This window comes from Allorhizobium ampelinum S4 (assembly GCF_000016285.1).
In the GTDB taxonomy this organism is placed as follows: Bacteria; Pseudomonadota; Alphaproteobacteria; order Rhizobiales; family Rhizobiaceae; genus Allorhizobium; species Allorhizobium ampelinum.
Genome location: NC_011982.1, coordinates 184216 through 208122, shown reverse-complemented (window position 1 = coordinate 208122; position 23907 = coordinate 184216). Strand labels below are relative to the sequence as shown.

Genomic DNA, 23907 nt, shown 5'->3' with positions numbered 1-23907 from the left:
CGTCCATGTATGCTTCTGGCGTAAAACCGGGGGCGTTCATCGACTACTGGCAAATCTGACGACATCCGCTTTCAGCCCTAATCCTCTCTGCATGCGCAGTAATTTCAATGTAATTGTAAATGTGAATTTAGTATTATCAGCACATCAGGCGCAGTTCTTCTTCTCTATATAGGTTTCAAGTCTATTAATTCCTCAATATCGTCGAGAATGTGAGTGGGATTGCTGTACGCCAAAGCTTCTCTTTTGGCATAACCCCACGTTACTGCTGCGGAGGCAATATTTTGGCTCGTCGCCGCCTCAATATCACGTACCTCATCTCCGACAAGAAGGACTTCATTCCGAGACTTATTACACCGACGAAGTATCTTATTGATCCTTTTGCCCTTCCCAAATATCGGCGAGCTACCCTCTATATGAGCAAAGTATCCCTCCAATGGCCCGAGCACGCGCTGAATATTTTCAATGCTGTTCGAACTTAAGATTGCAAGCTCCACCCCTTGATCTTGGAGGAGAAATAAGACCTTTTCTGTCCTAGGGAATATATGGAACGTGGCCTCGCGAGCCAGTTCACGCAAATCTTTCACGATCAGAGGAATGCGCCAAATCGGAACTCTCAGCCATTTCAAAACCTGGCAGACTGAAAGGCCACGCAGATATTCAATCTGAGTGTCGTTGGGCGTTATAAATCGGTGACGTTCGGACATTTCCCTCAGAGCGCTTATCATCCAGCCGCCGCTGTCGGCCAATGTACCATCAAAATCAAATATTATTAGCTTATAGGCGTCCATTTTTCAGCCCTTCCATATTTCGTATATCTTCCCAATCATCATCATAAATAACGTTCTAATATTGTAGATATATTTATATATCGCACATTAATACATAGTTATAATGGACGCCTCTTAGGATTACCGCTTTTTGTATCAATATTTTCATAGATATATCGAGTTTTCATTTTTGACCGCGATCTTACTTGACGACTATCATTCCCTGACAGCTCGTTAAACAGAAACTGTGTTTCAATAGTAACGTCCGCGATCGGTTTGCTGCCGAGGCATGCTGGGGAGCCCCGTCAGTCGTTATTCAGCGCTACCGAATTCAATCAAAACGGCTAGTCACCGGAATCTGAAGTTCGGCTCATTGTTTTTTGGCAGAATCGCTTGACGGAGGCGAGGATTTGGCCGGCGGATTTCACCCATCTGTATGGCTTGGGATTCTCGTTGTGCGTTGCGATAAACGCGTCGATGTCGGCTTCCAGTTCGGCGGTGGAACGATGACACCGCGTTGCAATTGCTTGCGCGTCAGCTCTGCAAACCACCGCTCGACTTGATTGATCCAGGAGGCTGACTGACGTTGGCGTGAAGTGAACATGCCAATGCGGGCGGCGTGCGAGCCAGGCCTTGATCCTCGGCGTCTTGTGGGTCGCATGGCAATGTAAACTTAGCGCTTCGCAGTCATGATTTGGGGTTGAGGTTCTGGTTTAGGCGGCTTGAATGCCAGCGATTTGGTACCATGTTTGCATGGCTGTTTCTCGCAATTCGCGATGATGGGTGGATGGAATGTCGTGGCGGGGAACGTGAAAGAGGTTGGCAATCGGATCGTGGATGGAAACGAACCGTTGGCAGTTATCAAAAAGCGCATGCAGGACTGGTCACCGGAGATGGTGTCCGATCCTATTCAAGAAAGCTTGCTGAAGCTCATCGCCGATAAGAAGAAGGCAAAGAAACCGAGCAAAGCGAAGGCTTCGAAATCCACAAAGGGCGACGACGAGGAAAAGAGCAACGTCGTCAACATCATGGATGCCTTGAAAAAGTCGGTTGCCAAAGAACTCAAATCCCGCAAAGCCGGATGATCTCTGCCTATCTTGAGCGGCGGCGACGCCACCTAATGGCTTCTTGAAGCGGGCAATGTATGGTCACGCAGCCCGCCTCATAAGTTTCTCCAAGCGCTTGATCGCCTGCTCTAGCGGCCTTTGACCATCGCAATAGTCCTGCCACGCCGTATTATCCTTCAGAAGTCCAGGCACCGTGCGAATTGTGAACCGCTTCGGATCGAGACCTTTTTTTACTTGAGCCCAGTTCAAGGGCATCGAGACGGTTGCTCCCGGCCGGGCACGGGGCGACAGGGGAGCCACCGCCGTCGAGGTGCGGTCGTTTCTCAGATAATCCAGGAAGATACGGCCTTCACGCTGCGCCTTGGACATCTTGGTCAGGTAAAGCTCGGGATTGTCGCGGGCCATCTGCAGACACACGTCGTGCGCGAAAGCCTTGCCTTCGTCCCAGCTCAGCTTCTTGCCCTTCGGAACAGCGAGCGGCGTTACAACATGGAGCCCTTTGCCGCCCGTCGTCTTGCAGAAGCTGACCAGACCCAGCTCTTCAAGCCGATCCCTGATTTCTCGTGCACCTTCTACCACTGTCGCGAAGTCGACATCCGGGCCTGGGTCCAGATCGAAGACGAGACGACCGGGGACTTCAGGCTGATAGGGTTCGCAGTTCCACGGATGTAGCTCGGCGCCGCCGATCTGTGCGATCGCGGCCAAACCCTCGACGCGGCCGATCTGGAGGTACGGCTGCTTGTCGCCTGAGACTTTCACCTGTTCGATCAGGTTTGATGTCCCCTGCATCGCATGCCTTTGGAAGAACTGCTCCCCGCCAATACCGTCAGGCGTGCGAATGATTGAGCACGGCCGGCCCTTGATATGATCGATGAGCCAAGGCCCGACTGCCTCATAATAGTGAGCGAGGTCCACTTTCGTTACGGGTTCGCCATCAAGTGCGTCAGGCCACAACTCCTTGTCCGGGCTGGAGACCAGGACGCCCATGACGTCGACCTTTGCACCCTTGCGAAGACGGGAAGATGTCGTCGGCGTCGGGGCCGGCTTGCGAGCAGTTTCCGGGTCGGGCGTATCGACTTCGGCAGGTTCTGCCGGCTTCTCGGCCTCGACTTCTTTTGCGGGCTTATCCTCTCGCAGCCCCTTGAACGCAGCCTGGCGCACTTGCCCATCAGCCGTTTGAGCGTCTACATCGACGATGGCCGGGTCGAAATCGACACGGATGTTGTTGAACAGCCCCTTTATCAGCCCTTTTGTGGTTTAGGTGGCCTATCTCTCCAGGCTTCGACCATGGCCGCGTAGGCTGCCTCCGCCTGTGCAACAAGCTCCATCTCTCGATGGCGGATTTCCTTGATCCAGTAATCGCGGGCGGGACCAGCTGGCCCATGTGCTTTGGCTGCGCCGGCACGCAGCTCAAGCTTGCGCATCTTCATAGCAACAAAGGCGGGCCGAGCCCATCTGTAGGGGGCCTTCTTGGTCAGCAACTGCCAGATCAGATTTGCGATCTTGCGCGCCGTAGCGACCGCCGCGACGTTGAGGCCTTTGCGGTCCTTGATCCGGAGAAAGAAGGCACGCAGCGGCCCCGGAACCGACGCGGCCGACCAGGCAGCTTCAATCAGCATCGTTCTGGCAATCGCGTTTCCCTGTTTCGAGATGCGGCCATGGACTGCCCCGCGGTCGCCGGACTGGCGCACCCGCGGGGTCAAGCCGAAGTAGCTCGCAAGCCGGTCGGGCGTCGGGAACCGGGAGATGTCGCCAATGGCGGCCATCACCGCCGTGGAAACCACGGAATTTATCCCGGCGATCGTCATCAGCTTGCGCGTGCGAGTGTCGTCGAGCGCAATTCGCGCCATGGCGCCATCCAGCTTTTCAAGCTTGCCCTTCAGCCAGTCCAGTTCATCGAGATGGCGAGGAGGTCGCGCTCTGCATTGGGCAACGGGGCCGTCGAGAGCCAGTCCCTGCCGCCTTTTCCGAACAGATGTCCCGAGTATTTCGGCACGAGATTGGCGTGGAGAACGGCCTGGACCCGGCTCTTCACCCGTCGCACTGATCGCACGAGCGCCGCGCGCTCCGACACGAGACGACGCAGGTTCAGGGTATCGTCATCCGCGGCCCAGACCTCTGGCAAAAAGCCGGCGGCATGAAGCTGCGCCAGAATCCTCGCGTCGACTTTGTCTGTCTTCACGCGCGCGTGGGCGATGGCCTTCACCTGAAGCGGGTTCGCGATAACGACCTTGGCCACGAAAGGCGTTAGCAACCTTACGATGGCCGAGGTGTTCCCGGTCGCTTCCAGTCTGACTTCGTCATCTTTTCGAAGCTTCTGCCCAAAGGCCACCACAGCGTCGTAATCCAGTTCCACCCGGAATTCTTCCATGACCTTGCCCCGGTCAAGAAACGCGACCTGCGCAAAACTTCGATGCACATCCATTCCGATCGACCGCATGTAAAATCCTCCATGTTGTTGATGGGGGAGTGCGCGGGCTGTGCGACATCTACGGATACGCGCTCGCAGCGCAGACGGGATAGTCGCAGGGGCGGCCAGATAACAACGCGAGCTCGCAGCTCAAAGTCAATTCGGCCTGCCCGCATCTTCGCACTCCGACGCCCCTGTCCCGACACGACAATTCTAACATGACAGGATCGAATCTGCCGAGCGTTCGTGGGGCGCCGATGGCAACATGCCCGATAACAACAGCGTCGAGCGGACCATCAGGCCCCTTGGCGGACCTGAGTCATTGTGCAATCCTTCTCTAGGTATCTGTAAACATTGGAAGCGTCTCCGCATCAGCAATGCGACACGGGCGACCCTTTCGCACTATCGCGGCTCGGACGTTCGCAGAATTGAGGTCACTGGCCCGGATTTGATACGGTGCGCCGGGAACCACCTGCTCGGCAGACAACACCCTCGTCTTGATCAAGTGTCGTATCCGGTGGTTGGTCACGCCCAAAGCCGCCGCAGCCTCGGTCATGGCCAGCCAGTCGCCGTCTTTGTCGGCTGATTTGTATGCGTGGATGGCGCGTACGCGCCTCACCGAAGCGACACGGTGCGCGGTCCAGGTTTTTCCTTGCCCGGTCGGCATGCCCATTCGATTGAGCGACGCGGCGATATGTTCATCGGACCAGCGTCCAGCCATGCTCCGCATCACTGCCAAGGCGTCTTCCGTTGTGGCGCACCCGTGTTCACCGCTCTGAGGCTTGCGAACTCTCAGCTCCGAGTGCTGACCGCCCTTCCAATGGATCGTGAGCACCACGTCGCGCACCGCATCGTCAACAGCTTAGATACATGCAAACTATTATATGAATGCACGAATTAACGAACATGACATAACGATAAATCCTGTCATACGTCACTGCTTACAGCCAAATAACGTAACGGTAAACGTGCGTAGGCGCTTACGTACATCTAAGCACCTAACCCGTAATGATAGGTAGTTAAGGACGCCGCGTGTCCAACATCGCTTTCTCGGGTCCATTTTTTCATCAACTGCGCTCAGCAGATAAATAATTGAAGGCATGAAATTCAAGCTTCCTACGTACGCAGTGACCTATCTATCCGAGAAATTCAACACAGCTGTGCTGGCAACTTGAAGGGACCCACCCCCCTTCTCCCTATTTAAGGGCCAAAGAACGAGGGAACCCTCACCTCAAAACTTCTTCAAAACCAATCTCACAATGTCCAAAGTAGCAATTCTCGGTGCGGGGAACCTTGCTCTAACGTTTGCTGGAGACATCGCTCGAAGGCTCAACGAGGAAGTCACAGCTGTTATCTGGGCACCAACCACCAACCGAAGAAATTTCAATGAAGTCAGGGGTATCGGAACCTTGGAGCTGGTCGGCCCCGACTATGAAGGCGCTTTTACTCCCCAGTTGGAGGATGATCTTGAAGCGGCAATCTTGGACGCTGAGTTCATTTTTCTAACGGTACCGACTCTGGCGCAGGAGGGAATTCTGCGCGAGTTGGTGAAGTTCGATCTGAGCGAAACTGTGCTCATCGCGTTGCCAGGTAGTGCAACTTCCCTGACTTGTAAGAATATCTTGTTCCCAAGCCATTCACCCGTTGCTGTTATTGAATCAACAACGTCGCCCTACGCCTGCCGCCGTATCGGCGAACGCGTTCATATGCTTGGCGTGAAAGCCTGCTTCGAGGTTGCCGCAACAAGCCTTCTGAGCAACGATCTCACAAGTCGTTTTGAGGCCCTTTTCCCAAACCGACTGCAGTGGTACAAGGATGCTGCCTCCATATTTTTCTCAAATACCAATCCGGTTGTGCATCCTCCAGGGATCCTGGTGGCGAAAGATGCGATTGAAAATGGTATGAGCCCTCTACCTAAATTCTACAGGGAGTTTGTTCCGGCAGCCATCGAGCGTGTTCAGGAATTAGACAATGAACGCCTCGAGATTATTGCGGCGCTCGGCCTCGAGTCCGAAACAGGTTTCACATATTCTAAAAAGTGGTATGGCGGCCAGGCCACCGAGTGGAAGGAATTCTTTGAGACCTACGAAGGTTATGCTGAAGTCGGGACACCCACAACAATGCATCACCGCTACTTAACTGAAGATGTCAAACACATCATGGTGCTCTGGGTTCAGATAGCAGAAGTGGCCGGAGTGCAGGTTCCAGCGATGAAGTCTGTCATAAAGGAGGCCGGGAACGTTCTCTACGAGGACCTCTTTATGACTGGCAGGACTCTTGCCTCAATGAACTTAGGTGGCGCTAACCCATATCGTATTGTCGACGCGCTCAATGGAAACTGAAACCCGTCTTCCAGCTTGATCTGATGTAATATATTATGATGCACTGAAGCATCCAGCGTGTGTTTTTATTTCTTGTCTTGTGAGAGGCTTGAATAAGGTCTGGCATGCCCGGCGCCACTGTATAATATGTGATATTGTAAAATATGCTGTATTTCCTTAGTTGAAATTCACGGAAAAATTTGTTTTTAAATAACTTAAAAAATAAATAAACGAAAAAATACACCAACAATCGATATTAATGCTTCTAAATTTCACTTAGCGCGAATAAATATCAGATACGCCAACAAGAACATAATAACGTTTATAAAACATGCATATTAAATTACTGGCAACAATAATATGTCGCACTTACACCAGAAAACTACATGACACAACCAACCGAAATCACAATTGACACACTGCGTACAAGTTTTATTTAACTATATAAAAGTGATGTTGTACGCTTTAATAGTAGAGAGCAGTAAATATTCTTGGCAAATTTTGCAGATAGGCAGGCCTACGGCAACTGAAATGGAGGCCCATCCCCACCAAGCGAGAGGTTAAGCAGAATTAGGACATGAGCCCCAAGCGATGATCGGATAGCTGACTAGATTGCCCAACTGAAACTCTCGGTCTAGCACTTCTTCCTCTTCCTCTTCCTCTTCCTCTTCCTCTTCCTCTTCTGCTTGTTCGGTGTAGTTGCCACTTCTTGCAAAGAAGTCGTAAGATACACCATTGATCTCATCAGCGCCAGGACGTACGAATATGCAGCTTCGCATGATAGCGAGAAAGAATGCGTTTTTATGTGGGCCCTCATAGTAATTGACTAGGCCCCCTTCGTCAGTTCCCTCTCGAAGGAGGCGGTTCAACCGCGGCGGATCCAACAGCCACGGGGGGATGGCTGTTGCCGCAGCGCCGAAATTACTTGAACTGGAGGGTAGAAGGCGGTTCATAGCGCAGCTTTGGGCAGTCACTCCATCAGCATAAACGTAAGTCAAAGATTGATCGGTCATTATATATTCATCGTCAAATTGACCAGGAGTACGCGCCGAAGCGTTGAAGTAACAGATTGATCCTACCGTGGCCCGGAAATCGTTGCGGGCCTGCTCCAAGCGAAGTGAGAGTTCCCGAGCACTCGATATTTGAGTTAGGTCACGAACAGCCCATCTCGGTACCGCCATAGCAATGTCGAAATGCCTTGAGATAGCACCACGGTTCATCCGACGTATTTATAGAAGTGTGCCAACGCAAGAGTTGGGCATTTCGCAAGAAGACTACGGAGCAGTGTGACTTTCCATGATACTAGCTCAATCATCGCCCTGATTTCATGCATCGCCGTCCTAGTTGACAATGTCTCAGCGCACTTTTGATTCTTTTGGATACGCCCTTACCCAAAGACTTTGACGGCGTCAGTTGAGAAAGCGACGTGTTGCTCAAGACAATTCTTCGGGGGCCACGCGGTTCGAATGTCAGTGACAGCGTCAGCACCGCCCTTTGGCAAAAGGCTCAAATCAAGCACGCCGCAGTGTGAACAGATTCGGCCGCCCGCTAGTAAAGTCAAAAATGTGCAGCAATTAGGTCCAAGGGACACCCAATCAATCAGCGGAAATCATGGAGTGATCAGAATTCTTCAGAGAACTGACAAGCAATTTCAAAAATTGCGTGCTTGATCTTGGAAAATTGCGCAAGTCGATTGTAATATACACTGACATTGGGCATCATTCAGTAAGTGATAATCTTAGAAGCAGGTATGTTTTTTCAAAATCAAATTTCTGAGGGCGGTAGCAACTACTGAAAGTACGTCTGATTTTTTTACAACTAAATATATCCTGCCGCCGCCGTTGTCACCGCGGCAATGACGATCGCTCGCGTGCCAATCGCGTCGGCGCGAGAGTGCCGGATAAAAGCGCTCGCCTATTCTCCGGCATTGAGTGTCACATCGGGCTGAGCGTTTAAAGTAAGCGTCCGGTCAGGCCATTTCTAACGGATCTTGCACGTTCCACGTTAAGAGCCCGTCAATCCGGTTGATGTTATGATCGGCGAGCGGTTGAGGACCTCCTGCAGGTAGGCTTCCGGATCAAGGCCCTTGAGCTTTTCGGCCTCGATCCACAACAGGATTACACCGTATGCGGCGTCTGCGCCCCATTGATTTTTCAGTTGCAGCGGCTTGATAGTTTTGCCTTTGGGGCCTCACGATGAGCTCACCGACGAGTATCTGACGAGCTCATTGTGAGGCCTTTATGCGGGCGGCATAGGCCCAAGGCATTGAACCGCCCCGTGTTTACCGGAGGCTCCAACTCGTGAGAAAGTGGAGCCATGACAAGCAAGACAACAAACAAATTTTCATCTGAAGTTCGGGCCCGAGCGGTGCGGCTTGTTTTGGACCATGAAGCCGAACATCCGTCCCGTTGGGCCGCGATCTCATCGATAGCGGCCAAAATAGGCTGTGCGCCGCATACACTCCATGAGTGGGTCAAAAAGGCTGAGGTGGATACTGGTAAGCGGGCTGGATTGCGGAGCGATGTGGTTGAGAAGATGAAGGCTCTTGAGCGGGAGAACCGCGAGCTTCGTCAGGCCAACGAGATTTTGCGCAAGGCATCTGCTTATTTCGCCCAGGCGGAGCTCGACCGCCCACTGAAGCGATGATTTCCTTCATCGATGAACATCGTTCGGTGCTCGGGGTCGAGCCGATCTGCAAACTGCTGCCGATTGCCCCATCCACCTATTACGACACCGTCGCCAAGCGCACAAACGTGGATCGCCTGCCGGTCCGCGTTCGCAGCGACATGAGCATGAAGATCGAGATACACCGCGTGTTTGACGAGAACTTCAGGGTATATGGTGTGCGGAAAATCTGGCGGCAGTTACAGCGAGAAGGCTTCGATGTCGCTCGATGCACCGTCGCTCGGCTGATGAGAACGATGGGCTTGCAAGGCATCATTCGCGGCAAGCCTGTCAAAACCACCGTGTCCGACAAGGGCGCTCCATGCCCGCTCGATCACGTCAACCGTCAGTTCAAGGCTCCCGCGCCAAACAGGCTGTGGCTTTCCGATTTTACGTATGGTGCGCCTCGCCCCAATCGGGGAGGCATATGACTGGAATGCAAAGAGAAAGGAGGTTTCGAAGATTTGCCTGCTGTATGGGGGCATGAGCCCAAGCGGCGGTGACCTGCTGTCAACTGGCAGGGTGACGTAGCCCGCAGGTAAAGGGGATTGAGGCGAAGTCGTTACGCCGAGATGGTTCCCGAGGCTATAGTATTGGAAGGTTGAGGAACACGAACCGGTAACCCGCATCTGAGGGCTGAAATGTCGCCTCCGCCTACACGGCTTAACAGGTGGAATGCTGATGAAGCTGCCTGACACGTAAGTCGGCGGCATCCGAATACGGTCGTATATGTAGGTCGCCCGTATGGGGTCATGGGGAGAATGCAGCCAGACCATGACATCGGCATCGACTTGCGGAACGCAAGGGAAAAGACTGCGACCGGCAGCCTCACCAATACGCTGACGTCCAGCATATGAACGAGGGAAGGCATGATGGAATGACAACGAAAGTATTGCGTCGCAAGGGAGTTGACCCTGATGTCCATCATGTTGGCGGAGTTCTCGTAGTAGTCCGTGGCAGGGAAAGCCTGCCACGTGGCGAAGGGGAACAGTTCAAACTGCTTGAAGTGCAAACCATCTGACCAAGCGAGGTGAAGACCTTTGATAATCAGCGAAATGCAGCACAAGCTCGCAACATGGGCCGAGAGCGATCCGAACCGGAGGTTTGATCGGCTTCTTCGGTTGATTGCCAATCGGGAATGGCTTGCCGAGACCGCTCGGATGGTTCTTGCGTCGAGTGGCGCACGAACGCCGGGTATCGACGGAATGGATAAGCAACGACTGCAGGTCAAACTGGACCAGCATCTGGACGACCTGCGGACAAGCCTGCTGGAGGAGAGTTATCGCCCCCAGCCGGTCAAGCGCATCTATATCCCGAAACCAAACGGCAAGCTACGACCACTGGATATTCCGACCCTGACGGATCGCATCGTTCAACGCGCCATGTTGATGGCCATGGGGCCGATCTGGGAGAGCGATTTCCATCGCTTATCCTACGGCTTCCGGTCGGAACGGAACGTGCATCATGCCGTCCGCACCGTAAGGATACAGCTTCAGGATGGAGCCGACACGACGAGGGGCCGCTGGATCATCGAAGGTGATCTGGCCAGCTACTTCGACACGGTCCATCATCGGCTGCTTCTGAGATGTGTGCGGCGACGGGTGCAAGACGGGCGGTTCGTCGATCTTCTCTGGCGGTTCCTGAAGGCAGGGCACATTGATCGTGGCCTGTTCACGGCCTCCAGCGAGGGTGTTCCGCAAGGGGGTTTATGGTCCGCTGACCATAAACCCCCTTATGACCAGCGCTGTAAAATGCACAGTGCTTGGTTGCAGGGGCGGTTTTGTTGGGCTCCTGCACGTAAACACTGCGCATAATCACCGATAAATTGATCACCTGGCCTGGCACGGTGTCGGGCCTGTGATTGGAGATATTGGTGATGGTGGCTTTATCTGCATTGGTTGTTGACCTGGATCGCGAGTTGCTGCGTCTTGGGTATAAAGACTCGACGATGATCTGGTATCGCCAGTGTTGGCGTCGCTTGGAAACATTTTTCGCGGATCTGGGAGTCGAGGAGTTCAGCCTGGAGATCGCGATGGCGTGGGTCGACGCCGCATGCGATTTTTTTGCGAAGGAGCAATCAGGCACGCTCCCGGCAGACGGACGTCTATTTGTTTCGGGTCGCTCAGATGCTGGGAGACTTTGTGGCTCACGGCGCTGTGTTGCGTCGCTATGATCGCCGGGGCGATAAGCTCGCAGCCCATCAGGCTGAGCTGATCGGTAAATTCCAGGCCGCGTTACGTGCCGAGGGTTGTGCAGTTTCGACGGTGCGCACGTATGGGACGCTGGCCGGAGAGTTTCTTTCGTTTGTGGACACGCGCGGCCGACTTACTGAATGCGATGCCAGAACAGTCGAGGCGTTTGTTGCCACCTTGTCCGGATACCAAGCAAAGACGGTCGAACAAAAGCTGTGCGCGGTCCGCTCTTTTCTCAGATACGCGGAGCGCCAGGGGCAGGTCAATGCCGACGTATTGAAGGCTGTCCCGGCGGTGAAGTCCAGCAAGCATGCCAGAGTTCCATCGGTGTGGGATCCCGCCGATGTGGCCAGGATTTTGGATGCCATCGATCAAGGCAATCCCAGCGGCAAAAGGGACTACGCGATTATTACGTTGGTCACGCGGCTCGGTCTGCGGAGCATCGACGTCAAGCGTCTGGAATTGGATGATTTCGACTGGCCGGGCAATCGGCTCTGGGTGAGGCAGACCAAGACCGGGCACCGCATACAACTGCCGCTATTGAAAGACGTTGGCTGGGCGATAATCAACTACATCCGTCATGGCCGACCGTCTACCGATTGTCGGCAGGTGTTCTTGCGCCATACCACGCCGGTTGGGCCGTTTTCTGACCAGGATCATCTGCACCAGATCCTGTGCAAACACGCACGAGTGGCGCGTGTGACACTAAGCGACCACCGTCGCCACGGCATGCATTCGCTGCGGCACACGTTGGCGACCCGATTGATGGAAGGTGGAACGCCGATCGAAGAGATCGCCGACATTCTTGGACATCAGTCGGTGGGCACGACGGGCGTTTATTTGAAGACATCACTGGGGCTGCTGCGTCAGTGCGCACTCAACCCTGACGCCACTTCCGAGGAGGTTCTGTGATGAGCGCGCCTCTGACAATGATCGATGCCGTCGAGGCGATGGTCGCCCAGAAGCGTACGGTCGGTTATAAATACGAAGTCGAGGAGGCTGTTCTCTACCGGTTTGTTGCGTTCACACGCAACCAGTTTCCCGGATTGGAGACCATCACCGAAGTTTCTGCCAATGCTTGGATCGAGGCGGCGCAAAAGCGAGCAGTCACGCCAGCAACCCTGCAGGGGCTGACTTCGCCGGTGAGGCATTTAGCTCGATGGCTGATACTCCACGACGTTGCAGCCTATGTGCTTCCGACAGGCGTGTTACGTCGGCCTGCGGCCTACATTCCGCACATTTATTCCGACGAGGAACTGGCCGCCTTCTTCGCCCAGACGGATCGCTGCCATTACTGCAGCGATGTGCCGCTGCGGCACCTGGTAATGCCGGTCCTGTTCAGGACGATCTACGCCTGCGGTCTGCGCTGCTCCGAAGCCCGCTTGTTGCGCGTCGAGGATGTTGATCTGGCGACAGGGGTTTTGCTGATCCGCGACGCCAAGGGCGGCAAAGACCGTCAGATTCCTGTGTCCGAGCCGATTCGTGTTCGGTTGGCGCACTATCATGCCCAGTTCGACTGGATGGGGCATGAGTGGTTCTTCCCTGGCAGACGCGGTCAGCGCCTGAGGCTTTCAAACGTTTACAATAATTTCCGCCGGTTTCTATGGCAGGCACGCATCAGTCACGGTGGTCGCGGCCACGGACCGCGCGTCCACGATTTTAGGCACTCATTTGCGGTCCATAACCTGCGGAATTGGTTCGCTACCGGCAAGGACGTCGGCGCGATGTTGCCGATCCTGCAGACCTACATGGGGCACTACTCCATCGCAGACACCGCCTACTATTTGAGGCTGACCGCCGAGTCGTATCCGCACATTGTCAGGCGACTGGATGAGGCGATCGGTCACGTCGTTCCCTGCCTGAAGGGAGACCTGCACCATGGCAACTGATTTTGCGCTGCTATTGCAGCGGTTCCTTACAAGCCACCTGGCAGGACTACGTGGCGCTTCGCCCAACACGGTCGCCTCCTATCGCGACACGTTCAAGCTTCTGGTCATCTATTTGCGCGATCAGAAAGCGATACCGCCTGAGAAGCTTACCCTAAACCGCATCGACGTCGAGATGATTACAGGGTTCCTGAACTGGCTTGAGAGCCGCCGCCAGAACAGTGTCTCGACACGGAACCAGCGCCTGGCGGCGATCAGTTCGTTTTACAACTGGATGCAATCGCAGGAGCCCGCACTGATGGCGCGTTGCCAGGACATCATGGCAATCCCGGTCAAAAAGGGAGCTCAAGCCTGCGTGCATCATCTGACAGTTGAGCAGACGCGATGCTTGCTAAACGCACCGGATCGCACCACGCGCAGCGGCAGGCGCGATGCGACAATACTGGCCACTCTTTACGATACCGGTGCCAGAGTCCAGGAACTGGTTGACCTGACCGTTCGGGATGTCCGTCTGCAAAAGCCGGCAGTCATCACGTTGACGGGCAAGGGTCGCAAGACCCGTCATGTCCCTCTTGGCGCCAACACGGCAGCGCTCCTGGCCAGCTACTTGACCGAGTTTCGCCTCGATATGCCTGGTCGCGATGGCTATCCGGTATTCTTCAACCAACAACACGCAAAGCTTATACCAGCCTGCGTTGAGGCTGACTCAGGTTGTGGATTCCCAAAGCGATGAAAGTGTGAATCAATGGCGTCCTGCATCGAAAGGACGTGGCGATGGGACAAGCGATCGGCTTGCGGGAAGATTTTGACGGAGCGTCGCTCCGGCGACTGGCGCGATTATCAAAGAGCGCGCCGCAGGCCCGGCGACTGCTGGCCCTGGCGCAGATCTACGAGGGGAGCAGCAGGAGCGAGGCCGCAAGGATTGGCGGGGTGACCCTTCAGATCGTGCGGGACTGGGTGATCCGGTTCAATGCCCGTGGCCCCGACGGTCTTCTGGACGGCAAGGCGCCGGGCAAGCCGTCGATCCTCAACGATGCCCAGCGTCGTGCGCTGGTCGAGGCGGTCGAGCGCGGGCCGATCCCGGCGATCCATGGTGTCGTGCGTTGGCGGTTGATCGACCTTGTGTATTTGCTGCACGAGGAGTTCGCGGTGTCGCTCGACGAAACCACCGTGAGCCGCGAGTTGAAAAAGCTGGGCTATGTGAAGCTGACCGCGCGACCACGTCATCATGCGCAGAACGAGCTGGCCATGGAGACATTCAAAAAGGGGGCTTTGCTGCCGAAGTGGCAAAGGTCCGGACAAGCCTCCCGAAGGGCACGTCCATAGAAGTCTGGTTCCAAGACGAGGCCCGCGTCGGTCAGAAGAACACCATCACACGGCGCTGGGCCAGACGCGGAACACGACCCTCGGCGCCCAAGGACCAGCGCACGAAATCGGCCTACATCTTCGGAGCCATCTGCCCCGAACAGGGCAAGGGTGCCGGGCTGATCCTGCCCTTTTGCAACACAGAAACGATGTCGCTACATCTCGCTGAGATCGCGCTCGCCGTAGCGCCGGGCGCGCACGCCGTGGTGTTGATGGACCAGGCCGGATGGCACATGACCGACAAGCTCGAGGTCCCCGACAACATCAGCATCATCGCGCTACCCGCCAAGTGTCCCGAGCTGAACCCGGTCGAGAACGTTTGGCAATTCATGCGCGATAACTGGCTTTCCAATCGCGTTTTTACCTCCCACGACAATATTCTCGACCACTGCTGCGAGGCTTGGAACAAGCTGGTCGATCAGCCTTGGCGCATCATGACCATCGGCCGCCGAAAATGGGCTCGTCAGTTCTGATCAATGCAGGTTGGTATTAATCGTGGCGGAGTTGCGTGGATCATCGACAAGTACCGAGCACTCGCGGACACACAAGAGCTTGCCCGAGCCAGAATAAGCCCCCATATTCTGAGGCATAGCAAGGCCATGCATCTATATGAGGCTGGTATCCCGCTGCCCTACATCCGAGATATTCTGGGCCATGTGGATCTATCGACCACCGAGATCTACGCGCGTGCTTCCACCGAAGCCAAACGGAAGGCTCTGGAGGCCGCATATGTCGACGTCATCTCCGAGGACATGCCGGAGTGGAGTCAGGACGCGGGACTGCTTGCCTGGCTGACATCTTTATAGTCATCGATTATGCGCAGTGTTTACGTGCAGGAGCCCAGCAAAACCGCCCCTGCAACCAAGCACTGTGCATTTTACAGCGCTGGTCATAAGGTGGCGTTCTGTCACCGCTCCTGTCCAACATCATGCTCCACGAGTTTGATATGTGGCTGGAGGCGAAATACCTGAACAAGAAGGCCCGCAAGGATCGCTGGGCATGGAACTTCGGCATCCAGCAAGGCAGGCCCATTACGGTTCGAGAAAACCGGCAATGGAAACCGGCCGTTGCCTATTGCCGATACGCTGACGACTTTGTCGTGATCGTGAAAGGAACCAGGGCTCAGGCAGAGGAAATCCGTGAGGAATGCCGGACGTTTCTGGAAGGCGAGTTGAAGCTGACGCTGAACATGGAGAAGACCCATGTCACCCACGTTAATGACGGCTTTGTGTTTCTGGGACACCGGATCATTCGCAAGCGAGGGACGCATGGACGGATGTCCATCGTCACGACGATACCCAAGGAAAAGGCAAAGGGGTTTGTTCGCAGGCTCACCGAAACCTTATCCGGCAATCATAGTGTCAGTACGGTCGACATGATCGCCAGCCTGAATCGCCAGTTGGTGGGATGGGCGGCGTTCTACAAGTTCACCGACTTCACGGCGTACGTCTTCCGGCGCATCGACCATGTCGTGTTCTGGAAAATGGCGCATTGGCTGGGACACAAGTACCGATCCCGCATCAAACCCTTGATGCGGAAATGGTTCAGGGTCCCGGAACCGGGCAAGGCGAAAACCTGGCTCGTGTTTGGTCGCAATGAACGCGGTGACCCTGTCGGAAAAGCGCTACACCGGCTTGTCTCAAGCCCCAAAGCGCAATTCCGGTGGCGTAATCCGGAAGAAAACCCATACATCTTCCGGATCGAAAACCGCAGTACCGTCACGTCGCATTACCACGAAGTTGCTATGGCCATGGGCCAAGCTTGAATGGAGAGCCGTATGCGCTGAAAGGTGCACGTACGGTTCGGGGAGGAGAAGCGCATCTGCGCTTCTCCTCCACTGGCCACCTGGCAGGGCTTCGTTTACGTGGCTTTTGTGATCGATGCATTTGCTCGCCGCATCGTTGGCTGGAGAGCAAGTAGAACCACACACACACACCAGTTTTGTCCTTGATGCTCTGGAGCAGGCGCTTCATGATCGGCGGCCCGTCAAACGCGGCGGACTCGTCCACCACTCGGACAGGGGTGTTCAATACGTGTCGATCAAGTATTCCGAGCGGCTGGCGGAAGCCGGTATCGAGCCCTCCGTCGGCAGCGTTGGAGATAGTTACGACAACGCTCTCGCAGAAACGATAAACGGTCTTTACAAGGCTGAGGTCGACGAGGGCCGTGGCGAAACTTCGAAGCCGTTGAGTTCGCAACACTCGAATGGGTGGACTGGTTCAACCATCGAAGGCTTCTGGAGCCCATAGGAAATATCCCAACAGCCGAAGCCGAGGAACGATACTATGCCATGCTGGACGAACCAGCTATGGCAGCATAACTTAAACCAAACGGCCTCCGGTAAACACGGCGCGTGTATGGATGGCCCCGGTTTGGCAAGAAGATTTTTTGACGGCTGTCCGCGAACGAGGAATTCTATCGGTCGTGTGTCAGGCCTCTTGATGTGGCCTGATTAGCCACGGGCCGGGATGCAGTTCGAAGAACAGGTGCCACATCGGTTCAGAGAGCTTTTTGCTCGAGCGCCGGGACTGGTTTACCCCATTCTGAACATTGAAGTCCTTTCCGCATCGTTCCGTCAGTCGATCTTCTTACCGGGGCTGTTGGCCCCAGGCATCACCGCATTGCCTTTCGAGAAAGGCAGCGGATCACGCCATTCTGTAATTCTGCTCCCTGGTCATCATTGCCCAAATGATGCGCGCCATCTTATTGGCGAGCGCGACAGCAGCCACCATTCGAGGCTTTCGGTCCAGAATGCTTCCCAACCAGTTATCCGGTAACACGCCCTTGCGCACGATCCAGCGGATCATGCTCATGGCTCCGACAATGAGGAGCTTTCGAATATCGGTCTGCCCCATCTTGCTGACACCGCCCAGTCGTGTCTTGCCACCCGTTGAGTGCTGCCTGGGCACAAGGCCGAGCCAAGCAGCAAAGTTCCGGCCGCTCTTGAATGCACGAAGATCGGGAGCAAACGCGAGGATCGCGCCGGCGGTCACGGGGCCGACGCCGGGAACGGTGCAAAGTCGACGCATATCTTCATTCGCCTTGGTAGCTTCTCGAAGCTTCAGCATCAGGCCATCGATCTTCTCGGTCAGCAGCCTGACATGCGTTGCCGCCCATCGATCGATCATGGCGCTCAGCGGTTCGGCCTCCGGTCCCGGATGCAGCTGCAGGAACCGGTCGAACCGCAAGAGCAACAGAGGCTGCGAAGTGTATTTGTATCCCCTGCGCCGCATCATCCCGACATGCTCGGCCATCATTTCGCCCAGCACGCTGGCGAACGGCCTGGGCTGGCGCAGTTCGGCGAGAGCCTGTTCGGGATCCCGCGATGCCAATGCCCGCCAGATCGGCATGCACTGCTTGATATTGCACACATCGCGCAGAGCGGTGACGGGATTGTGTTCGATCGCGCCGATTTCCACCAGGCGTTCGAGGAAACGGTCAATGATACGGGTGCGGTGTAGCCGCGTCGTCGCTGCCCAGCATTCGGCCGATTTACGCAGCCACGCAATCAGCACTTCCTGACCAAGTGCATCGTAACGTTCGGCGACATCCTGGGAGTCATGCAGGACCTGCCGATAACAGGCTCGGCTTTTCATGCTGTGCAGATCAAGTATCGCAACATAGCGGTCAATGATCGCGCGGTCGGGATCGGGCCAGCGGGCGGTCATGCCAGCACCTCCATTCCCGGCACCTCAAGCGCAATGGCCCTGAGGTCCTCGGTGGCGAGCTTGAGATAGGGAGCCGTCGATCCTGTCGAACGGTGCCCCAGCACGTCGCCGATGACCTTTTGAGGTACCGCGACCCGCAACATCTCAACAGCGCGCGCATGGCGGAAGATATGGGGGCCACACTTACCAGGCGGTTGGACACCAGCGTCACGGAGCAACCGGCGAACCACGCTGTAAAGCTTGTCGAGCTTGCGATAGGGCGCGCGCGTGCGGAGGAAGATTTCCCTGGCATCCGTCACGGGCCGCCCGGAACGCAGATAAGCAAGCAACGCTTCGCCGACCGGCTCCATCAGGGGCAGCGATGTGCTGGCTCGCGTCTTGTGGTGGCGAACATGGATGGCTTCCGTCCGCCAGTCGATGTCCTCGATCCGCAGATTGCAAATCTCTCCAGACCGTAGCCCATATGTTGCAAGGAATTGCAGGATTGCATAGTCCCGCAGCCCCGCTGGCGTCTTGTCCGCCCTCGCGGTTTCCAGCACCGCGGCGATCTGGTCTCGCTCCAGGATTGAGGGCACTCCCTCATAGGCATAAAGCGTCGGAGCTATCACATGCCCTGACAGATCCGTTGTGACGCGACCCGTGATGTGGAGATATCGCAGCAGCGAGCGAAGCCGCTCCGCGACAGACTTCAGCGAGCAGCGCGTCAGTTTCGCCGCGCGCAGATCCATGTAACGGTCTACGGCAACGATGCTCAGCCCCGCCAAGCCGCCGCTTCCGCAATCGATCTGCCAGGCAAGAAAGTTCCGGGCTTCCCACATCAGCGCTGCGACGCTGGAGCGAGCCAACCCGCGTTCCTCACGCAGCCAGATTTCGTATTCGTCGCAAACTGCAAATCGGGCCACATCGGCCGCGCAGATAGGCTTGATTGCTGGCGGCCATTGACCGTGAGCAAGTCGCAACAGCGCATGAATCCCGGAACGCGGAACTTCGTGCCAGCGTGCGCTGGGACGTCGACCACGCTCCCTTTCGAACGTTACGATCGCGTGCCGCAGGTATTGCTCTACCTGCACGTCGATCACATCTGCGACCGGGATGCCCCGCTGTCCCAGATAATCGAGAAATCCAGATGCGTAGGTGCAGTAATTCCTCACCACGACCGGGCTGTATCGCTGACTGAGAAGCGAGGAAATGAGTGCGGCAATAAGTTGGTGACGGTTATCGAGCATTGGCGGGTCCTCTCTTGGTCGATTGACCCGCAGAGGTTCGGCACCGAATAATGCAAAGCAAGCCTATCCGAAAACGGCGAAAATCCGCCGATCAGGCTGCGCTCCTCCGCATTATGGGAACCTCGTGATTAGCTAAGGCGCGACATTTTGATTTCGTTTGTAACATGCGACTGTGCGTCGATTGAAATCGGTAGCGCGTTTAACATACAGATGGATGAAAGGCCTCATCTAAAGAAACACGCAATTTCTGCTCGTATTGCTCGCAAGAGCGAATCCTCCGGAGGTTATTTTATGATGGCAGAGTCACTCAACAATTGTCGGAAGGGTCGCAGCCTATGATATCGGAGCTCAATCCAGAAAACGTCAGTGTTGCGGCCTTGGATCGGTTCGGCCACGAGATTTTTAAAGAATGGCGACCAAAGCGGCCCTTTCTCCACAGGCAGGACGGTGTATACGTGGTCTTGAGGGCGGACGATGTTTTGGGCTTAAGTAGTGATCCGCGCACACGTCAGATAGAGACGGAGTTGATGCTCAATCGCGGCGTCAACGAGGGAGCGGTCTTCGACTTTGTTCGCTACAGCATGCTGTTTTCGAACAAGGAAACCCACCGCAGGCGTCGCTCTCCTTTCACTCGGACTTTCGCATTCCGGATGATTGAAAATCTACGGCCACAAATAAGACAATTGACGGAGATGCTTTTTCGAGATTTGAAGGAGCTTGGATCCTTTAATTTCGTGGCGGAATATTCTTCGAAGCTCCCAGCCGTCACGATAGCAAGCCTTTTAGGCCTCCCGTCAAGCGACATTCCCTATTTTACTCAACTCGTCTACCGCGTAGCTCGGTGCCTGAGCCCTTCATGGCGAGATGCTGACTTTCCGGACATCGAAAAATCAGCGGTCGAGTTTAAGAACTACGTGCAAGCAGTCATTAACGATCGCCGAACGGATCCGCGTGATAACTTCCTTTCATCCTACATAAATGCAACGCGAGAAGCGGAAGATCTCTCACCCGTTGAGGGCCTGACACAGCTGATGCTCATCATCTTGGCTGGAACTGACACGACCAAAACCGGCCTCACTGCATTGACGGGACAGCTTTTGCAACATCGACAGGCCTGGGATGCGCTACTGAAAGATGTTACTCTCGTGCCCGCCGCCGTCGAGGAGGGACTACGCTTTGAGCCTCCAGTCGGATCTTATCCCCGGTCAGCAAGGGTAGATATCGATCTTGACGGGTTCATATTACCAAAAGGTAGTCTTCTCGCACTTTGCACAATGTCGGCGCTAAGAGATGAAAAACATTATGCCCATCCCCAGCTCTTCGACATTCATCGCAAGCAAATGCGCTGGCATATGGTATTTGGCGCCGGTGAACATCGATGCCTTGGCGAAGCGTTGGCTCGTTTGGAAATGCAAGAAGGACTTGCTACGGTGCTTAGACATGCTCCCAATCTCTCGATTGAAGGCGAATGGCAAGGGATACAGGGTCATGGAGGTGTGCGCCGAATTGCAGAGATGAGGGTTGGTTTCATGCGAGAAAATTAAAAGCGCTATAGTTTTTCTAATTGGCTGAAAGAGCGCGCAAAGGAGTCGCCGCCATATTTTTGTCTGACCAGCTTGGCTTGTTTCGTCACCACCGAAATGCGGAGTAAACAGAAACTGCATCAAATCACCGGGCGTCGCCGGTTGCACGATGTCTGTGAGTTGGATTGGCTGTCAGAAGGCGAGGGGACCGCATGGTTTGGGATCATTTATCACCTTCCCGCAGGGTTCTGCTCGATATCAAATCATGGTCTGTATTGGTATTGGTAATGGCCGCGATATTTTTTGCGGTTCTGGCCATAGGATCTTGGCAAGACAACGAAAGCAACGAAGCAATCCTGACAGAGCTGCAATCGATCGAAGTGAATTGCGCAATGCTGCAGCGAAACGTGTTGCGTGCTCACGCCGGCCTTCTTCGAAATTACCATCCTCTCATCGTTCCTTTGGGACGAATGCGTACGAGCGTGGCGGATCTGCAGCAGCTTTTAAAGCAGGCGGGCCTTGGCGAGGCCGGCGAATTTTCTGAACTACTGGCGCGGATGAAGAGGTCAGTAGATGCGACCGGCGCAGCCGTTGCAGCGTTCGGTAGGCAAAATGTAATGTTTCAGGATTCGGTGGCGACCTTTAACCAGTCGATAGCTTCGCTGCAGAGTTCCTTGGATACGAGAGATTTGAATTCGCTAGAAGTCTCTGAACTGGGCTATCGGATGCTCCAGTTTTCGTCTCAGCCAAATTTCGAGCTTGCTCGGGAGATTAACCAACGTCTCGGCCGGCTTCAGGTTTCGGCGAGTCGGGATACGGCAGGCGTCCAAGAGATCGTCCGCAGCGCGAGGATTATTCTGACCCTACTGCCGCGATTGGAAGGCACCATTGGAGTGATCCAAGCTTCTGAAACAGTCGCTAACACGAAGAAATTGCAACGAGCATACTTGGAAGCTTACAGCTTGGCCAGTGCCGGTGAACAGCGGGTACGATTCTTCCTCGGCGCCGTTTCGGTTTTCTTTTGCTTTTGCATAATTTCCTTGGTCCGTAGGTTACATCTGCGAACCAAAGTGTTGACGAGGCGACTGGACTTCGAAGAAGTGATCAAAAGGATCGGGCTCTGCTTCGAAGATTCTGCAGCAGCAAAACCGTCGTTGGAATCCTCAACCAACGCCGCGCTGGGAATTATCCAATCATTCTTTGCAGCTCATCAATGTGTGCTGGGATTAGTAGACGTCAATGAGAATGATATTGCCGGCACCTTTTTTGGAAACAATCCTCCGCCAAAATGGAATGAACGACGGGTTCGCGATATTGCTTCCAAGGTAGAGTCTGAGGAGGGCGGGCGGGTCTTCCGAGACTATCCTCTACGAAAAACGAGCTGCTTTGGTGAGGATTCTCCTTGTCTGTGGGTGCAGCTTGCGTTCAAGGTATCCGATCGAATAGTCGCTATCTTCGGCCTAGGATTTGATCGAGAGTATCTACAGCCGCCGACCTCATGTGAAATGCAGCTTATGGAACTGGCGGCTGGGTGTGTTAGCCACTATACGGTCATTAGGCGCAAGCAATCCCAGCGAGATATTCTAGAACGTCGTTTAAAACATGCGGAACGGCTTGAAGCAGTTGGTACGCTCGCCGGCGGCATTGCCCATGAATTCAACAACATTTTAGGTGCAGTTCTCGGTTACGCTGAAATGGCGCACAACGTTCTGCGCCGCCGTACTCATGCTCGCGACTATATCGATCACATCATTTCCGAAGGCAATCGAGCGCGGTTAATCGTCAACCAGATCCTTGCCCTTAGTCGAAAGCGTGACCGAACAACAAAACCATTCGATCTTTCGGAATTGGTGACGGTAATCGCGCCGTCGTTACGGGTTGGGTTGCCTCCGGGCGTCGAGCTCGATTTTGAATTTCATGGCCATCCAATGGTTGTCGAAGCCAACCCACTTGAGATCGAGCAGATACTGATGAATTTGTGCAAAAATTCCGCTGAAGCATGCTTAGGATCAGGGCGTGTGGAGGTCAGCGCAAGAAGGTCTATCATAAGGAAGTACAAGGTGCTTGCGAGCGGAACCATTCCCACCGGTGAGTATGTCCTTCTTTCAGTCGAGGACAACGGCGCAGGCATAACAGAGGACGCACTACCGCACATTTTCGAGCCTTTCTTCACTACTCGCGCCCGCAGCGGTGGCACGGGCTTGGGATTATCCACGGTTCACGGTCACGTTAGCGCTATGGCTGGTTACATCGACGTGGTATCAATTGTCGGCAGGGGTACGCGCTTCGACCTCTACCTGCCACCTTCATCGAAGCAGCCTGTAAATTCACAGAGTTTTTTTGAGCCTGGAAGAATCCCGCTCGGGAACGGAGAGATTGTCGCGGTGGTCGAACCCGACATTGCGACGCTGGAAAGGTACGAGGAGATGATCGCGGCGCTCGGCTATGAACCAGTCGGCTTTAACACGTTGAATGGTCTAATCGACTGGGTGTTGGAAGGTAAAGAACCTGATCTTGTTCTAATTGACCAACCGTCTTTTCTGGATGAAGACGGTCCAGTGTCCTTACTCTCAAAGTTAGCAAAATCGCCTGTCATCATTGTTGGGGAGAACCCGAAAAATGTTCCCCTTTCGGCGGATCGGGAGGGATCTGCCCGTTTTTTGAAAAAGCCGATTTCAGCCAAGACGCTCGCCTACGTAGTTCGTGCGAATATCAGAACCCAACTACGGATAGCTCGAAAAGCACCGACATGGTGATCGCTTCGTAAGCCGTTATACCTTCTGACTGGCCGCGGTCTATCAGCCCGGCGCACGGTCTC

The 23907-nt window shown here is 54.8% G+C and carries 14 protein-coding genes, 9 pseudogenes and 1 other annotated feature; of the genes and pseudogenes, 14 read left to right on the top strand and 9 right to left on the bottom strand.

Annotated features, from left to right (window positions below):
- Positions 1-164: 164 nt before the first annotated feature.
- The 3 genes and pseudogenes from AVI_RS25455 to AVI_RS31600 form a co-directional block, all read right to left on the bottom strand.
- Positions 165-788: an HAD family hydrolase gene (locus tag AVI_RS25455; protein ID WP_012649062.1), complete on the bottom strand. Its 624-nt coding sequence runs from the start codon at positions 786-788 to the stop codon at positions 165-167.
- A gap of 323 nt (positions 789-1111) precedes the next feature.
- Positions 1112-1429 (bottom strand): annotated as a pseudogene (locus AVI_RS30035) (IS630 family transposase); the annotation flags it as partial.
- A 51-nt stretch (positions 1430-1480) separates the two neighbouring features.
- Positions 1481-1621 (bottom strand): annotated as a pseudogene (locus AVI_RS31600) (IS6 family transposase); the annotation flags it as partial.
- Between the two features lie 3 nt (positions 1622-1624).
- Between AVI_RS31600 and AVI_RS30790 the strand changes: the two are divergent.
- Positions 1625-1852: pseudogene (locus tag AVI_RS30790) on the top strand (hypothetical protein); the annotation flags it as partial.
- 63 nt (positions 1853-1915) lie between these two features.
- On the opposite strand, the gene ligD reads toward AVI_RS30790, so the two are convergent.
- From ligD to AVI_RS25435, 3 genes and pseudogenes are all read right to left on the bottom strand, one after another.
- Positions 1916-3076, bottom strand: a complete 1161-nt coding sequence (ligD, locus tag AVI_RS25445; protein WP_080517076.1) for a DNA ligase D — start codon at positions 3074-3076, stop codon at positions 1916-1918.
- A pseudogene (locus AVI_RS25440) lies at positions 3076-4259 on the bottom strand (IS110 family RNA-guided transposase). The gene ligD and the pseudogene AVI_RS25440 overlap by 1 nt, the downstream one beginning before the upstream one ends.
- Positions 4260-4581: 322 nt before the next feature.
- Positions 4582-5103 (bottom strand): annotated as a pseudogene (locus AVI_RS25435) (recombinase family protein); the annotation flags it as partial.
- 400 nt (positions 5104-5503) lie between these two features.
- On the opposite strand from AVI_RS25435, the gene vis reads away from it, so the two are divergent.
- The gene (gene vis, locus AVI_RS25430) at positions 5504-6586 is read left to right on the top strand and encodes a vitopine synthase (RefSeq protein WP_012649057.1); all 1083 of its coding nucleotides are present in this window, start codon (positions 5504-5506) and stop codon (positions 6584-6586) included.
- Between the two features lie 539 nt (positions 6587-7125).
- Here vis and AVI_RS25425 read toward each other — a convergent pair.
- The gene (locus AVI_RS25425) at positions 7126-7746 is read right to left on the bottom strand and encodes a RolB family protein (protein ID WP_012649056.1); all 621 of its coding nucleotides are present in this window, start codon (positions 7744-7746) and stop codon (positions 7126-7128) included.
- A gap of 1135 nt (positions 7747-8881) precedes the next feature.
- Between AVI_RS25425 and AVI_RS30030 the strand changes: the two are divergent.
- From AVI_RS30030 to AVI_RS25370, 10 genes and pseudogenes are all read left to right on the top strand, one after another.
- A pseudogene (locus AVI_RS30030) lies at positions 8882-9633 on the top strand (IS3 family transposase); the annotation flags it as partial.
- Positions 9166-9282, top strand: a sequence feature (AL1L pseudoknot). Its footprint overlaps the pseudogene before it by 117 nt.
- A 636-nt stretch (positions 9634-10269) precedes the next feature.
- Positions 10270-10944 (top strand): annotated as a pseudogene (locus AVI_RS25410) (reverse transcriptase domain-containing protein); the annotation flags it as partial.
- A gap of 161 nt (positions 10945-11105) precedes the next feature.
- Positions 11106-11402 carry a hypothetical protein gene (locus tag AVI_RS31300; RefSeq protein WP_049777436.1) on the top strand — a complete coding sequence of 99 codons (297 nt, stop codon included), beginning with the start codon at positions 11106-11108 and terminating at the stop codon, positions 11400-11402.
- Positions 11371-12333, top strand: coding sequence for a site-specific integrase (locus AVI_RS25405; RefSeq protein ID WP_234665195.1), 963 nt, complete (start codon positions 11371-11373; stop codon positions 12331-12333). The genes AVI_RS31300 and AVI_RS25405 overlap by 32 nt, the downstream gene beginning before the upstream one ends.
- Positions 12333-13310 carry a tyrosine-type recombinase/integrase gene (locus tag AVI_RS25400; RefSeq protein WP_012649051.1) on the top strand — a complete coding sequence of 326 codons (978 nt, stop codon included), beginning with the start codon at positions 12333-12335 and terminating at the stop codon, positions 13308-13310. The genes AVI_RS25405 and AVI_RS25400 overlap by 1 nt, the downstream gene beginning before the upstream one ends.
- Positions 13300-14040, top strand: coding sequence for a tyrosine-type recombinase/integrase (locus AVI_RS25395; protein ID WP_012649050.1), 741 nt, complete (start codon positions 13300-13302; stop codon positions 14038-14040). Before AVI_RS25400 ends, AVI_RS25395 begins: the two co-directional genes overlap by 11 nt.
- Positions 14041-14081: 41 nt before the next feature.
- Positions 14082-15145 (top strand): IS630 family transposase gene (locus AVI_RS30025; RefSeq protein WP_174083776.1). Its coding sequence is split into 2 segments (ribosomal slippage): positions 14082-14573 and positions 14576-15145, totalling 1062 coding nucleotides; the frame shifts between segments, so codons are not numbered across the junction.
- 3 nt (positions 15146-15148) lie between these two features.
- The gene (locus AVI_RS25380) at positions 15149-15478 is read left to right on the top strand and encodes a tyrosine-type recombinase/integrase (RefSeq protein ID WP_012649049.1); all 330 of its coding nucleotides are present in this window, start codon (positions 15149-15151) and stop codon (positions 15476-15478) included.
- A gap of 89 nt (positions 15479-15567) precedes the next feature.
- Positions 15568-16437 (top strand): annotated as a pseudogene (locus tag AVI_RS25375) (group II intron maturase-specific domain-containing protein); the annotation flags it as partial.
- Positions 16438-16509: 72 nt separating this feature from the next.
- A pseudogene (locus AVI_RS25370) lies at positions 16510-16992 on the top strand (DDE-type integrase/transposase/recombinase); the annotation flags it as partial.
- 325 nt (positions 16993-17317) lie between these two features.
- Here the strand turns inward: AVI_RS25370 and AVI_RS31925 are convergent.
- Both AVI_RS31925 and AVI_RS25355 read right to left on the bottom strand, forming a co-directional pair.
- On the bottom strand, positions 17318-18340 hold the full coding sequence (locus tag AVI_RS31925) for an IS110 family transposase (protein WP_012649046.1): 1023 nt from the start codon (positions 18338-18340) through the stop codon (positions 17318-17320).
- Positions 18337-19566 (bottom strand): site-specific integrase, encoded by a 1230-nt coding sequence (locus tag AVI_RS25355; RefSeq protein ID WP_012649045.1) that lies wholly within the window; start codon positions 19564-19566, stop codon positions 18337-18339. Before AVI_RS25355 ends, AVI_RS31925 begins: the two co-directional genes overlap by 4 nt.
- Before the next feature lie 335 nt (positions 19567-19901).
- On the opposite strand from AVI_RS25355, the gene AVI_RS25350 reads away from it, so the two are divergent.
- Both AVI_RS25350 and AVI_RS25345 read left to right on the top strand, forming a co-directional pair.
- Complete coding sequence (locus tag AVI_RS25350; protein WP_012649044.1) at positions 19902-21110, top strand: cytochrome P450; 1209 nt, start codon at positions 19902-19904, stop codon at positions 21108-21110.
- Positions 21111-21301: 191 nt separating this feature from the next.
- Positions 21302-23845 carry a two-component system VirA-like sensor kinase gene (locus AVI_RS25345; RefSeq protein ID WP_012649043.1) on the top strand — a complete coding sequence of 848 codons (2544 nt, stop codon included), beginning with the start codon at positions 21302-21304 and terminating at the stop codon, positions 23843-23845.
- The last annotated feature ends 62 nt before the right edge of the window (positions 23846-23907 follow it).

Bases quoted from the DNA above. Each gene is read 5' to 3' on its own strand.
- AVI_RS31925 (WP_012649046.1), bottom strand. From the start codon at position 18,340: ATGACCGCCCGCTGGCCCGATCCCGACCGCGCGATCATTGACCGCTAT.
- AVI_RS25355 (WP_012649045.1), bottom strand. From the start codon at position 19,566: ATGCTCGATAACCGTCACCAACTTATTGCCGCACTCATTTCCTCGCTT.
- AVI_RS25345 (WP_012649043.1), top strand. From the start codon at position 21,302: ATGGTTTGGGATCATTTATCACCTTCCCGCAGGGTTCTGCTCGATATC.
- AVI_RS25380 (WP_012649049.1), top strand. From the start codon at position 15,149: ATGCAGGTTGGTATTAATCGTGGCGGAGTTGCGTGGATCATCGACAAG.
- AVI_RS25455 (WP_012649062.1), bottom strand. From the start codon at position 788: ATGGACGCCTATAAGCTAATAATATTTGATTTTGATGGTACATTGGCC.
- AVI_RS25400 (WP_012649051.1), top strand. From the start codon at position 12,333: ATGAGCGCGCCTCTGACAATGATCGATGCCGTCGAGGCGATGGTCGCC.
- AVI_RS25350 (WP_012649044.1), top strand. From the start codon at position 19,902: ATGATATCGGAGCTCAATCCAGAAAACGTCAGTGTTGCGGCCTTGGAT.
- AVI_RS31300 (WP_049777436.1), top strand. From the start codon at position 11,106: ATGGTGGCTTTATCTGCATTGGTTGTTGACCTGGATCGCGAGTTGCTG.
- AVI_RS25425 (WP_012649056.1), bottom strand. From the start codon at position 7,746: ATGGCGGTACCGAGATGGGCTGTTCGTGACCTAACTCAAATATCGAGT.
- vis (WP_012649057.1), top strand. From the start codon at position 5,504: ATGTCCAAAGTAGCAATTCTCGGTGCGGGGAACCTTGCTCTAACGTTT.
- AVI_RS25395 (WP_012649050.1), top strand. From the start codon at position 13,300: ATGGCAACTGATTTTGCGCTGCTATTGCAGCGGTTCCTTACAAGCCAC.